Source organism: Sutcliffiella halmapala, from assembly GCF_050107295.1.
Classification (GTDB): domain Bacteria; phylum Bacillota; class Bacilli; order Bacillales; family Bacillaceae_I; genus Sutcliffiella_A; species Sutcliffiella_A halmapala_A.
Genome location: NZ_JBNIKR010000002.1, coordinates 351,515 through 364,957 on the forward strand (window position 1 = coordinate 351,515; position 13,443 = coordinate 364,957).

Genomic DNA, 13,443 nt, shown 5'->3' on the forward strand with positions numbered 1-13,443 from the left:
GCGCCTTTGAGTGCACACCTTTTGTTTATGCGTAAAGATACTTGAAATGGAAAATCAAAAGCAGGAGACAATGAATAATGATCGTAACCACTGCAGGCAGAACAAATGACCAGATGATCAGAACCGCCATTAGAGTTGCAATGGAATTGGATCTGCCTTACATAGAACGAAACAAAAAATCCATCGGGCTTTTACAGACGCAATATAAAACAGATGTTTTAGTCATTGGGAAAGACAGAATCGAATGGTTCATATTAGGTACGAGTAACCCTGTATTTTTTCATCCAAACAGTGCGGCATTTAGGGCAAAGCGATGGCTTTCCGGCGAAGTGGAACCGTTCCTTCAGGCAACCACCCTGAAGTCGGGCATGTCTTTTCTGGATTGTACCTTAGGTCTTGCGTCTGACAGCATCATGGCAAGTCTTGTAACTGGATCTGCGGGTAAAGTGACAGGCATCGAAGCGAACAAGCTGTTATCTTATATTGTGAGTACGGGCCTTCAGAACTGGGAATTGCAAAATGAGGAAACGGAACAATCAATGAGGCGGATTGAGGTTGTTCAAGGAAATCATCTCGATATTCTTCAAACACTTCCCTTTGACTCCTATGATGTTGTCTATTTCGATCCGATGTTTGAAAGACAAATCGAGGAATCTACCGGAATTCTTTCAATAAGGAATATTGCGCACTATGGAGAGCTGACTCAGAGAACAATGGAAGAGGCAAAAAGAGTCGCAAGGAAAAGAGTGGTGTTAAAAGACCATTGGCAAAGTGAACGATTTGAACGTTTTGGGTTTACGAGAATGGTTCGAAAATCATCCAAATTCCATTATGGCTATTGGGAGAAAAAAACTGATTTGGGACAAACTATTGAAGATTTCACAAAATATTAGTAGGAGGTCTTCAATATTATGGGTGGAAAAAGAAAAAAACCTGGCAATGTGGGGTTACCCTCTTCTCAAGTGGAGGGACAGGGGACAACATCTACGGAAATCGATGGAAAGTCCATGAGCTCCAGCAGAAAAAGCACAAAACGAAATTAAAAAGAAAACTCGTGTCGGAGTGAATCCACACGAGTTTCTTTTTGCTTTTTAGATTAGTCTGTAATACATAAATAAGTTAAATATCCCAATGTTAAAAATGAGCTTACAATCAATAGAACCTCATACATGTATAAAACCTCCATTATGTACTATTTACACTTATGAACGAAGCGGTTATATAAGGATAACGCTATTCTTAATATTAACAAAAAAAGCTAAATAAATGAACAAAAAATATCAAAAATGAACTCCAAATCAATTTTTACTTCGGTATTGTTACATCTTAGAGGAAAAGTTATATTACTCTTTGTAAAAAAACAAAGTTAAATAGATAAAATTTTCTTACTTTTATGATATACTAGATTTAAAAAATTATGACGTACATAAAAGAAAGGGAGTTTCCCATGCCGAAATGGTTGAAGAAATCGTTAGTGGTCCTTATTACTGCATTGACATTCGGTACTGTTTCACCTCCTGCCTATTTAATTGCGGACGACAATTCCGATGATTCCAATTTCAGTGACATAAAGAGTAGGGAATCTGATAGTTTTTCCTCAGGATTATATCATTCTCTCAAACCGGAGCTTTCCAAAGAGCAGTTTTTATACCAAGCACTTGAGCAGGCGGAAGTCCAAAGCTTTGCGAAGTTCGGTTCCCGCATCGGGCCGAAAATTGAAGATGAATTCAAGGATGTGATCCTTCCGAAAATGGAGGAAGTAATCAGCACACTCGCTTTTCAGCATCCTGAAGAGGATTTAAGCAACCTTACTATTTCGGAATCACCAGCCGGAGGAGATGGCGAAAAAATCTTTCACATCTACCACAAAGTGTCCGGACAGGATATAATCCGTTTTCATGTTAGAAAGGACAACCCTCCAAAAGAGGGGTATTGGTTCAATTTCCATTACCATACCCACCATGACCAATTCCAGAACCATCATGCGTTAGGATCCATTTTCTGGGCCAAAAACATGCCGCCGAAGTGGCTGAGCTAATAAGAGAGAATGAGGGGTCTGAAATGAGAAAATACACACTGCAACAAATGAGAGAGACTGCAAAGAAAATGCTGGAAGACCGTGGTGTCACTATCCGGGATATAGCGGAAATTGTACTGCTCCTTCAACAAAGATACATTGCCGATGTGACGCTTGAGGATTGCATCCACAATGTAGAGAAGGTGCTAGAGAAAAGGGAAATCGTCCATGCAGTTCTTACCGGAATTTCACTAGACATCCTGGCCGAGCAGAAGCTGCTGCCGGAGCCATTGCAATATCTCGTTGAGACAGATGAGCCTTTATATGGAATCGATGAAATCATACCTCTTTCCATTGTCAATGTGTATGGTTCGATCGGCTTGACGAATTTCGGTTTTCTCGATAAAGAGAAATTCGGAATCATCAAGAAGTTGGATGAACACGTAGGAGAAGAAGTGCACACATTCATGGATGACATTGTCTGTGCACTCGCTGCAGCAGCAGCAAGCAGAATAGCCCATCGCACCAGGGACATTCAAGAAGCAGCATTAAATCAAGAGGAAATTATTGTTTAACCATAAAACAAGAGGGTGTCCAACAAGTCAGTTTTTCTTGACTTGCTGGATACCTCTTTTGTATTGTACGAATCTTATTGAAATGTTCAATAGAAGTGTTCTAATGGCCTTTTTTCATGTAAAACTCATTGAGAAGTCCAATAGGAGTGTTCTAATGGCCTTTTTTCATGTGTAAACTCATTGAGAAGTCCAATAGGAGTGTTCTAATGGCCTCTTTGCATGTAATTCACATTGAGAAGTCCAATAGGAGTGTTCTAATGGCCTTTTTGCATGTAAAACTCATTGAGAAGTCCAATAGAAGTGTTCTAATATACAGGCGATCCAAAATTGGAAATATTTAATTACCCATTTCCATTCATTGCTAAACCTTTTAGGCGAAAATGACAGCTCAAATACACGTTTAGATGTTATAATAGAAACATATTATTCGATAATGTGAATTTTCAAACAATACATAACATCCTAGAAAAACATCATCAGAAGGAGAGGGAAAATGAGTCGACGTGTTTTAGCCATTGGACTTTTATTAGTTTTTACGATTATACCGGTTTATTGGAAGGCATACGCCAGTTTGGATGCTATTTCATTAAAAAACTATCATTCTACTACCTTTAATTCTCATCTCGGAGAAATAGAAAATAGAGAACTGATGGAGCATCTGATCTATGTACCATCCGGGGAATTTGCAGAAAAAGAGGCGGCATCCATGGTGTCCCGATTATCTCATATTCCGGGAAGTATTCTCAGCATATTGGTCCAGCAGAACATCCATCTGTATTTATTTAGTGGCAGTTTGACAGAAGTCCAGGGCTTTGAACATCTTCATGGAGTCAAACCCAGAGGCTATAGCGTAAAAGGTTCGACCTGGGAGAAAGTTCCGGGAGTGGGCGGTTCCAAGCTGGTCTTGGCGAAAATAGGTCATAGCAATAAAGGAATGGGTCATGGCTCAGTCAATCTAGAGCTTCATGAATTAGCGCATTCCGTTGACCGATATGTGCTTGGAAATGTACGAATGAACCAAACCTTTTTGACTCTCTGGAAGGAGGAAGCACCTCAGCTTTTTCCTGGTAAAGACTATTTTCTGCATTTTCCAGAGGAGTATTTTGCTGAAACATTCGCCATGTATTACTTAAACGAAACCTCTAAATTGGAAATTGCAATGAAAGCACCAAAGACATTTCTATTCCTGGAGAATCTAGAGACCTCTCCAATATCGAGAGGAAATTTGCTGGGGCTTCGATCACAGTGAGCATTTCATCATGAAATGCTCTTTTTTCATTATCTATATGGTAGAATAGAATCGTCGACTATAGCTGAAGAGGTGAATATAATGAAACAATACTTAGATCTTTGTAGTCATATTTTACATAACGGTACGAAAAAAGAAGATAGAACAGGAACTGGCACGATCAGTACATTCGGGTATCAGATGCGTTACAATCTTGCAGAAGGCTTTCCGGTTGTGACGACCAAAAAGCTACATCTGAAATCCATTATCCATGAACTGCTCTGGTTTCTAAGCGGTGATACGAACATCAAGTACCTTCAGGAAAATGGTGTTCGCATTTGGAACGAGTGGGCCGATGAAAATGGCGATCTTGGGCCAGTTTATGGCTATCAGTGGAGATCCTGGCCTACACCTGACGGGAAGAGCATAGACCAGATTACAAATGTGGTAGAACAGATAAAGAACAATCCAGATTCAAGAAGGCTGATCGTATCGGCATGGAATGTGGCGAATGTGGATTCCATGGCACTGCCCCCATGCCACACCATGTTCCAATTCTATGTTGCAGATGGTAAATTGTCCTGCCAGCTATACCAGCGTTCTGCCGATGTTTTCCTTGGTGTCCCTTTTAACATCGCATCCTATGCATTATTAACCATGATGGTCGCCCAAGTCTGCGATTTGGAGCCTGGGGAGTTTATTCACACCCTAGGGGATGCTCATATCTATACTAACCATTTAGATCAGGTGAAATTGCAGCTTGGCAGAGAACCAAAAGGATTGCCTAGAATGGAAATCAATAAAGAGGTGAAATCCCTTTTTGACTTCACCTATGCAGACTTTAAGTTGGTAGGCTATGATCCGCATCCAGCGATCAAAGGAGTGGTCAGTGTATGATATCCATGATCGTTGCGACAGACAGAAATGGTCTGATAGGCAGGGACAATGATATGCCATGGAGACTACCCGAGGATCTGACTTATTTCAAAAGGATCACAACAGGATCAAAAGTGGTGATGGGAAGGAATACTTTTGAATCCATTGGTAAGCCGCTTCCCAATAGAGAGAATATCATACTCACAAGAAATAGTGACTACCATGTGGAGGGCTGCAAAACATTATCCTCCATCGAGGCACTTAAAGAGATGGCTCAATCAGAAGAGGAAATTTTCGTCATTGGCGGGGCCAATATCTACAAACAGGCTATGCCGTTTACAGAAACACTTTACCTTACATATATTGACGAGGAATTCGTGGGAGATACCTATTTCCCTGAAATCGAAAAAAGTGAATGGAAACTGGTTTCAGAAGAAAAGGGAGTAAAGAATGAAAAGAACCCTTATGACTACTTTTTCAGGGTATATAAGCGAAGATTTTAGAGTTGTTTGGATTAGGGAGAGAATGAAATGCTACGTACGTTATGGTGGTTCACCTACTTTTTCGGCTATTTGATTTATAGCTTGCCGACAATAGAAAAAGTAAAAAGATTGGCCCCTTCCATGCCAGTGGAAGAGAGAGATACAATTATTCATGAAAAGCCGAAGCATTGGGCAAAAAGCCTGGTGAACATTACTGGATCCAACATTCATGTGATAGGAGAAGAGAAGGTTCCAAGTGGTCCAGTGCTGTTTGTAAGCAATCACCAAGGAAACTTCGATGTCCCGATCCTTATCGGATTCCTTCAGAAGCCACTGGGCTTCATTTCCAAAGTTGAAGTGAAAAAGATTCCTTTTATCCCAAGATGGATGGAAGCGATGAATTGCGTATTTATCGATCGCAAGGATAGAAGAAAAGCCATCCTCTCCATCAGGGAGGGTATTGCAACATTGAAAGAGGGGCATTCGCTCGTTATCTTCCCAGAAGGAACAAGAAGCAAAGGGAATGAGATGGGAGAATTCAAAAAAGGTGGACTGAAGCTAGCAATAGAAAGTAGAGTACCAGTTGTACCCGTTACCATCTCCGGATCCTATAACATCATGGAAAAGAGCAAGTTCGGTTTTCAACCAGCAAATGTAACAGTAACCATCAGCGACCCGATCTACATCCCAGCAGAAGGAAAAGTCGATGGCACCGAACTGGGTATCGAAGTGCAAAATCGAATCAAAGAACATTTATAACATGAAATAGCAATCTATATTAATATAGCAAGGTCACTACTGGAATCAGTTAGTGGCTTTTGTTCTATGTATGTATAGGAGATAATGAACAGGGGGGAAAATGGAGTATGTTGAAATTGATCAAGAATGTTCACGTGTATGCACCCGAAAATCTAGGCAGGAAAGATGTTCTTTTGATTGGTGATAAAATTGGAGCTGTCGAAGATGAAATAACGGTCCAGACCAATCTGCAAAACATTGAGCTGATTGATGGAGAGGGACAATTACTGGTCCCAGGATTCATAGACGCCCATGTTCATATTACAGGTGGTGGCGGAGAAGGCAGTTTTCATACCAGAACTCCTGAGCTGATGCTTACTGACGCAACAACATCGGGCATCACAACACTTGTCGGTGTCCTAGGAACAGATGGGACCACCAGAACGATGGCAAGCCTGATTGCCAAAGCGCGTGCTCTCGAGGAAGAAGGCATTTCCTGTTACGTACATACAGGGTCGTATCAGGTTCCCGTCAAAACCCTGACCGATACCATCGAAAATGATCTTATTCTTATCGATAAAATCATAGGTGTCGGAGAAATTGCCATAGCGGATCATCGTTCCTCGCAGCCTACCATGGAAGAGATGGCGAAAATAGCTGCCAGTGCAAGGGTGGGGGGGATGCTATCAGGTAAAGGAGGCATCGTCAATATTCATGTTGGGGATAGCAGTGCATTGCTTTCCCTTATTGAGAAGGTAGTCGAAGAAACGGATATTCCGATAACACAGTTCTATCCGACACATATTAATCGAAATAAAAGCTTATTTGAAGCAGGCATTCATTATGCCAAAAATGGAGGGTATGTGGATTTTACAACCAGTACTGTTCAAAGATTCCTCGATCAGGGGGAGGTCAGTTGCAGCACTGGCCTAAAAAAAATGCTTGAGGCAGGAGTGCCGATTCAAAACATTACATTCACTTCAGACGGACAAGCAAGCCTCCCGGAATTCAATGGTCAGGGGGAGCTTGTCGGATTGCAGGTCGGTAAAGTGCGGTCCCTTTTTCAAGCAGTAAGAGAGGCAATCCTCCAAGAAGGCATTCCGCTTGATGTCGCAATAAAGGTCATCACAGAGAATCCGGCAAGGATTTTGAAGCTGGCCCAAAAAGGGACGGTATCCACAGGGAAGGATGCTGATCTTGTAATGCTGGATCCACAAAATCTGACGGTACAAACAGTGTTTGCAAAGGGGAAGATGATGGTCCGACATGAGATGGCAATCGTTAAGGGTACCTTTGAAGATTAAAGGAGGGTTCCAATATGTGTGGAAGATTTTCTCTGACGACAGAAATTCATAAATTACAGGAGCGATTTTTCCTTGAGAATTCAGATAGCCTCAATTTTCAGCTGAGCTACAATATTGCACCTGGGCAAAAAGTGCTGGCTGTGGTCAAAGGGGAACAAAAGAACAAGGCAGGATTTTTGCATTGGGGGCTTGTACCGAGCTGGGCAAAGGATAAGAAAATCGGGAACAAAATGATCAATGCCCGAGCTGAAACGCTACAGGAAAAAGTGAGCTTTCGTCGTCTTCTAGAGAGAAGGCGCTGTCTCATCCTGGCCGATAGCTTCTTCGAATGGAAAGCGGAGGAAGGTGTGAAAAAGCCCGTCAGGTTTGTCATGCAAGATCTGCAGCCATTTGCATTTGCTGGACTCTGGGACCGGTGGAACCATAACGGAGAGGAGTTGGTAAGCTGTACAGTCATTACCACCCAGCCGAATGAACTGGTAAAAGATGTACATAATCGGATGCCCGTCATCCTTCAGAAGGAGCATGAACAGAAATGGATAGATCATGAAGAACAAGATCTAACCTTTCTAACCTCCATTCTAACACCCTTCGACGCTCGTTCCATGAAAGCTTATGAGGTTTCCTCTGCTGTAAATTCACCTAAAAACAATGATTTAAGATGTATTACACCCACTTAAAATGTAGGCTATTTTCGTAAAGATTGTTGTTTTTAAATATCAGGCTGGACTAAAGATATGATGTCACCATTAAACTCCTGTTGGTTTCCGTTCCAGGCGTTCGCTTTCCGCGGGCGGCCTCGGGAGCCTCCTCGGCGCTTTTGCGCCTGCGGGGTCTCACTTGACACGCTGCTCCCGCAGGACAAGGAAGGCTTCGGCAGCGATACATCGCACGCAGAAAATGCTTGCATTTTCAAGGAGTCTCACACCTTGCACTCCAACCAACAGGGGTGAATAATAGTATAAAATTTCCTTCCTAAAGCATGAAAAAAATTGTACTTTTCTCATGTTTTCATTTCAGTAGAGCAAATGATGTTAAAAACTGAGTTGATTGTAGCGGAGGACACTTGACTCCTGCGGGAGAGTAGAGGGCATGGGAGACCCCACAGGCGAAGCCGAGGAGGCTCCCATCCGTCCCCGGGGAATCTTGTGTCCGGAGCGGAAATCAACGGGCTGCATTTGTGCATACAATTTATCCATTTAAAAACAACGAATGCGAAAACAGCTAAAATGTTTTATTTTGTCAGACTATTTATTAACACTTGTGAGAAAGATTAGGGTATAATAATGACAAACGGGTGAAAAAGAGGATTGATATTTTGCTATGGAAAAGCCTAGAGTTCACGATTGAAAAGGGACAGAAGGTAAAAGTCATTGAAATTCCAGTATTGGAGGACGATAGCACATATCACTTTATGCTTCGTGTCAGATTGCAGACATTTTTAACACAAATTCTTTCGGATAAAAATCCCAAGCAAGTGTATTCGTTCAGGGAATATCTGCAAAAAGTGTTGAAATGGCCGGATTATTGCAATGTAATAAAAACAGATATCTTAAAAAACAATGCTTAAAGAACCGAGAATGTGATAATATGGGGACAGGGCTAACACCCTGTTATTTTTTTTGTCAAAAAACGCCAAACTAGAAAAAAATGTGACGAAATCCTGTATAATGTAGGTTTCAAGTCAAAAAATAAGGGTAATTGGTTTGAAGTGCATATAAATGCAGGTATAATAATAACTAGGCTATATTTGGGGAAGTGAATTCATGACAAATGTAAAAATAGTGACGGATTCGACCGTTGATATTGATCAATCCATCATAGATGAGTTAGACATCAAAATTGTACCATTGTCCATCACCATAGATGGAAAATCATACATAGACAGATTTGGTATCAAGCCTGATGAATTTATGGACAAGATGAAAGATTCAAAGGAGCTTCCGAAGAGCTCCCAACCTGCTGTTGGTACTTTTGTGGAAACATATGACGAACTAGGCAGTGATGGAAGCAGAATATTGTCCATCCACATGACAGGCGGAATGAGTGGGACAGTTACATCTGCAGAAAGTGCCTCCAACATATCCGAAGCTGATGTAACAGTGGTGGACTCGCGCTTCATTTCTTTTGCCTTATCCTTTCAGGTAGTGGAAGCTGCAAAAATGGCTAAGGAAGGGAAGTCTGTTGAAGAGATCCTAAAAAGATTGGATGCGGTAAGAGCTAACACTGATTTGTTCATCATGGTGGATACTTTGGATAATCTCGTGAAAGGTGGCCGGATTGGTCGCGGCAAGGCCATGATCGGCTCCTTATTAAGCATCAAACCGATCGCATCTCTTGCTGACGGGGTATACACACCGGTGAACAAGGTCAGAAGCCATTCCCAGGTCATAAAATTCTACACGAAACAATTCAAGGAAGATATTGCAGGCAAAACAGTTAAACGTGTAGGAATTGCGCATGCAGGCTGCCTGAAGCTTGCAGAAACGTTAAAAGCTTCCCTTCAGGAGGCATCGGGATTTCAGGATGTGGAGATAGCATTCACTACACCTGTCATTTCCACTCACACCGGACCAGGTGCGCTTGCACTCATGTATTTTGCAGAATAGAACCGAAAAAGCTAAGGGCTTGGCCCTTAGCTTTTTTTATTAGTTAGAAGGCGGCATTGGTGTTGGTGTAGGAGAGGAGTACCCTTCCTTGTATGCCTCATCGATGCGGTCTCTGATTTCTTTTATGGATTTTCCGTCCTTATATTCCATTACCGAAGTAGCTGCAATTTCCAGACACACTCCGCATCTTGTTCCATGATCATCCCATTCAAGGGAACCGTCCTCATACACTTCATGAACGAAGCATTGATAACTGCTTTTATGTCCAGCTGAAGTCCCGCAGCCACAATAGCAGGGGATATGCTCCAGTAATTCCTGGTGTTGTGCTGCAGCGGCATAGATTAATTTAATATCGTCTGATTTCTCGTCCAAAAAGGCGGGAAGCTCTTGAACGGAACCGGTTTTTTCTCTAAGGTCCCCTTGAAAGAAAGAAGGTTTTTCATGCTGATGATGTTCTTCTGCTTCAGACGTTTGATTTGTTGCAATCGACTCTGAATTATTGGAACATCCCGTTGAAATGACCAACATGAATACAACTATCAATGCCATTTTTTTCATATCGTACACCTCGTTTACATAAACTATACCATTCTACTATAACATAGCCGAAATAGGGATACTTTAACATCTTTGTGAACGAGGTGAGGGTTTTACACTTATCTAATTACCAGAATAATAGTCCGCCTAGTACAATTCCTGTAACGAAAGCTAATGGAACAGCTACAGGGTTGTAACCATATCCGCCATATCCGCCATATCCACCAAAAAAGCCCATTCCGAATCCATTCAGGCCTCCTCTTCTGTTTGGCTGAATGTATACATGGCTGGGTGACACCCTAACAATTCTTCCGCAATGACTCGAGCCGTCCCTGCATCTGATGGTAACCATTTGCCCATGGTAGCGTTGGCACTGTTGATAAAACTGTGACATATCTCATCCTCCTATCGATTAGATTACATAGTAGACTATTCCGCTTCCGAATGTGTTGCTTGTACGTTTGACTAGCTAAGTCCGAAACCACAGAATTTTTCAGATAAAGGGGGGGAATCTGGATGAGCAGGAAAATCTTATTGTTTGCAGATTTTGGCATAGACGATATTATGGCCATCATCTATGCGTACAATGAAGTCAATGTGAATATTGTGGGAATCGTTGCAGAGTATGGAAATGTCCAGAAAAGAACTGCTATTCGAAACGCGAAATATTTGCAGGAAGTGACAGGCAGGGATGATGTTCACTTGATTGGAGGGGCTGAACGTTCGTTAATTGGTGTACCGCCGATCTATTATCCGGAAGTTCATGGGCCTGAAGGATTTGGAGGTTTCGATCCACTTTCGGAATATATCGATGCAGAGGAAGAAGATATTTTCGAAAATTTTCATCAGATCTACGATATCATCGAAAAATATGATGGAGATTTGACAATTGTCTGTGTAGGGAGGCTCACCTCCTTGGCCACTTCATTTATTCTTTATCCAGAAACGGTAGCAAAAGTTAAAGAGATATTTATAATGGGTGGAGCATTCAATTTTCCCGGCAATGTCACTCCTGTTGCAGAAGCTAACATTTTTGGTGATCCTTTTGCCGCTAACATCGTATTCAATTTCGCAGAGGATTTGACCATTTTTCCCCTGAATGTGACACAGCAAGCAATCCTCACATATGAAATGGTCAATTACATCGATCAGGTGAATAAAGCAGCCAACAACACGCTCGGTCAGATCATCAAGCCGATGATGGACTATTACTGGCAGTTTTACAAGTCACAAATACCTACTATTCCTGGTGCACCATTGCATGATGTTGTCACTTTATGGGGAGTATTCAACGAACAGCATATCAAATATGTCAACAAGCCTGTCAGTGTAGTCACAGCGCCTGGGAATGCCTTCGGACAGACGGTAGGGGATTTCCGTGATTTTGTCCAGCTTTCAGACAAGCCTGTCCATCGGATTGCCGTTGCGATCGACTATTCCAAGTTTATCAGTCGGGTCGTGGAAGTGCTGACAAATGAATTGATCAATTAACGGAAAAGTCACCTCTTTATGAATAGGGGATGACTTTTTTCATATTCTTCACTGTTCTGGCTATCCTATCCTTATAGATGCTCGCCCGGAAAGGAATGTCCCTTATGGCTTCTGCTACGTCCCTGTCTTCCCTCGGGATCGAGGAGGTAAAGAATTATTTCACCAAACAGCTTCATCATAGTCCGGATTTGTATTTTTATGAGCTTCCGGTAAAGGAATCAACATTACTGTTTATCTATATGAAGAATCTAGTGGATGATTCCACACTGAATCAGTTTATCCTCACTCCTATAATGGAAAACTTTCATCTGGTCGATTCAGAAATGAAGGATCTTCGTCACAAGCTGTTAATGACAGACACTTTTCTTACGAATGATGGGGAAACTGCAAAAAAATATATATTGGAAGGCTATGTTTTTATTTTCGAAAATCAGGGGAAATCGGGGATCCTTGCCAATGTGTCCAAAAAAGTGGAGCGAGGATTAGAGAAAGCTGAAACAGAATCGCTTGTATTCGGGCCGAAGATTTCCTTTACGGAATCATTGAGTACCAATATCAGCATCGTACGCCAAAATATTCTCCTTGAAGATCTTTGTACAAGGACGCTGACGGTAGGAAAGCGGAATGAGACGGAAGTCCGGCTGGTATATATAAAAGGGGTTGCTGATAATGAATCAGTAGAATACATAGAAGAGAAAATAAAAAAACTTGAAGTGAATGAAATTCTGGACACATCAGTCTTGGCACAATTGATAGAAGACCACAGCTATTCCGTCTTCCCGCAATATGTGCAGACAGAGCTGCCTGACCGTGTTACATACAGTCTGGAAAGAGGCATGATTGCTGTATTTGTGGATAGAAGTCCGATGGTGCTATTGGGACCTGCAACTCTATTCAACTTTTTTGAATCGACGGAAGATGTGTATATGCGCTGGAACATGGGCAGCTTTATTCGCTCTCTGCGCTATCTGACTATGTTCTTGTCCATTCTGCTGACTCCTGCCTATGTTGCCATCATTACGTACCATTATGAAATGATACCATCGACACTGATTGTTTCTTTGGGAGAGTCCCGTTCCAAGGTACCGTTCTCACCGATATTTGAAGCTTTTTTGTTGGAGATCATGATAGAACTATTAAGGGAAGCGGGTGCAAGGCTGCCGACAAAGGTAGGTCAAACAATGGGTATCGTAGGGGGGATTGTACTTGGACAAGCTGCAGTGGAAGCAGGATTTACTAGTAATATCCTCATTATTGTGGTTGCACTCAGTGCTCTCGGGTCCTTTACGGCTCCCAGTTATTTAATGGGGACTGCAATAAGGATTACGAGGTTCCCGATTTTAATTCTAGGGGGCCTTTGGGGAGGAGTAGGGATAGCAATTGGACTTTGCTTTCTGCTGATTCACCTGCTAAGGCTTTCTAGTGCGGGAAAACCATATTTGCGGCCAGTGTACCCACTTGATTTGAGAAAAGTGAAAAATACCGTATTAAGAATTCCTGTCGAAATGATGAAAACCAATCCTGATAAAAGAGGTTTTTTCTCATTTAGTGGAAAATACACAAAAGATATTGATGAATAGGGTGGT

The 13,443-nt window shown here is 41.9% G+C and carries 15 protein-coding genes; 13 read left to right on the forward strand and 2 right to left on the reverse strand.

All coding sequences use genetic code 11. From position 1 onward, the window contains the following. Window positions 1-77: 77 nt before the first annotated feature. From ACQCT5_RS05690 to ACQCT5_RS05740, 11 genes are all read left to right on the forward strand, one after another. Complete coding sequence (locus ACQCT5_RS05690) at window positions 78-893, forward strand: class I SAM-dependent methyltransferase (RefSeq protein WP_499639845.1); 816 nt, start codon at window positions 78-80, stop codon at window positions 891-893. Between the two features lie 554 nt (window positions 894-1,447). Then, window positions 1,448-2,038 carry a YpjP family protein gene (locus tag ACQCT5_RS05695; protein ID WP_499639847.1) on the forward strand — a complete coding sequence of 197 codons (591 nt, stop codon included), beginning with the start codon at window positions 1,448-1,450 and terminating at the stop codon, window positions 2,036-2,038. A gap of 23 nt (window positions 2,039-2,061) precedes the next feature. Next, window positions 2,062-2,592 carry a phosphatidylglycerophosphatase A family protein gene (locus ACQCT5_RS05700; protein ID WP_499639849.1) on the forward strand — a complete coding sequence of 177 codons (531 nt, stop codon included), beginning with the start codon at window positions 2,062-2,064 and terminating at the stop codon, window positions 2,590-2,592. Between the two features lie 493 nt (window positions 2,593-3,085). Continuing rightward, window positions 3,086-3,841 carry an anthrax toxin lethal factor-related metalloendopeptidase gene (locus tag ACQCT5_RS05705; RefSeq protein WP_499639851.1) on the forward strand — a complete coding sequence of 252 codons (756 nt, stop codon included), beginning with the start codon at window positions 3,086-3,088 and terminating at the stop codon, window positions 3,839-3,841. Window positions 3,842-3,922: 81 nt separating this feature from the next. Next, entirely contained in the window at window positions 3,923-4,717 is a 795-nt protein-coding gene (locus tag ACQCT5_RS05710) for a thymidylate synthase (protein WP_499639853.1), read from the forward strand. After that, window positions 4,714-5,199: a dihydrofolate reductase gene (locus ACQCT5_RS05715; RefSeq protein ID WP_499639855.1), complete on the forward strand. Its 486-nt coding sequence runs from the start codon at window positions 4,714-4,716 to the stop codon at window positions 5,197-5,199. Before ACQCT5_RS05710 ends, ACQCT5_RS05715 begins: the two co-directional genes overlap by 4 nt. Before the next feature lie 27 nt (window positions 5,200-5,226). Next, window positions 5,227-5,937: a lysophospholipid acyltransferase family protein gene (locus ACQCT5_RS05720; RefSeq protein WP_499639857.1), complete on the forward strand. Its 711-nt coding sequence runs from the start codon at window positions 5,227-5,229 to the stop codon at window positions 5,935-5,937. Window positions 5,938-6,044: 107 nt separating this feature from the next. Continuing rightward, complete coding sequence (gene iadA, locus ACQCT5_RS05725; RefSeq protein ID WP_499639859.1) at window positions 6,045-7,220, forward strand: beta-aspartyl-peptidase; 1,176 nt, start codon at window positions 6,045-6,047, stop codon at window positions 7,218-7,220. A 14-nt stretch (window positions 7,221-7,234) separates the two neighbouring features. Next, window positions 7,235-7,900, forward strand: a complete 666-nt coding sequence (locus tag ACQCT5_RS05730) for an SOS response-associated peptidase (protein WP_499639861.1) — start codon at window positions 7,235-7,237, stop codon at window positions 7,898-7,900. A 638-nt stretch (window positions 7,901-8,538) separates the two neighbouring features. After that, window positions 8,539-8,790: a DUF2535 family protein gene (locus tag ACQCT5_RS05735; protein WP_386638512.1), complete on the forward strand. Its 252-nt coding sequence runs from the start codon at window positions 8,539-8,541 to the stop codon at window positions 8,788-8,790. A gap of 196 nt (window positions 8,791-8,986) precedes the next feature. Then, window positions 8,987-9,829, forward strand: coding sequence for a DegV family protein (locus ACQCT5_RS05740; RefSeq protein WP_499639864.1), 843 nt, complete (start codon window positions 8,987-8,989; stop codon window positions 9,827-9,829). Between the two features lie 39 nt (window positions 9,830-9,868). Here the strand turns inward: ACQCT5_RS05740 and ACQCT5_RS05745 are convergent, their stop codons facing one another. Next, window positions 9,869-10,387: a PCYCGC motif-containing (lipo)protein gene (locus ACQCT5_RS05745; protein WP_499639866.1), complete on the reverse strand. Its 519-nt coding sequence runs from the start codon at window positions 10,385-10,387 to the stop codon at window positions 9,869-9,871. Window positions 10,388-10,493: 106 nt separating this feature from the next. Continuing rightward, window positions 10,494-10,760 carry a hypothetical protein gene (locus tag ACQCT5_RS05750; protein ID WP_499639868.1) on the reverse strand — a complete coding sequence of 89 codons (267 nt, stop codon included), beginning with the start codon at window positions 10,758-10,760 and terminating at the stop codon, window positions 10,494-10,496. A gap of 122 nt (window positions 10,761-10,882) precedes the next feature. Here ACQCT5_RS05750 and ACQCT5_RS05755 point away from each other — a divergent pair, with 122 nt between their 5' ends. Together ACQCT5_RS05755 and ACQCT5_RS05760 are read left to right on the forward strand one after the other, a co-directional pair. After that, the gene (locus tag ACQCT5_RS05755; protein WP_499639870.1) at window positions 10,883-11,857 is read left to right on the forward strand and encodes a nucleoside hydrolase; all 975 of its coding nucleotides are present in this window, start codon (window positions 10,883-10,885) and stop codon (window positions 11,855-11,857) included. Window positions 11,858-11,961: 104 nt separating this feature from the next. After that, window positions 11,962-13,437, forward strand: a complete 1,476-nt coding sequence (locus tag ACQCT5_RS05760) for a spore germination protein (protein WP_499639872.1) — start codon at window positions 11,962-11,964, stop codon at window positions 13,435-13,437. Window positions 13,438-13,443: the final 6 nt, after the last annotated feature.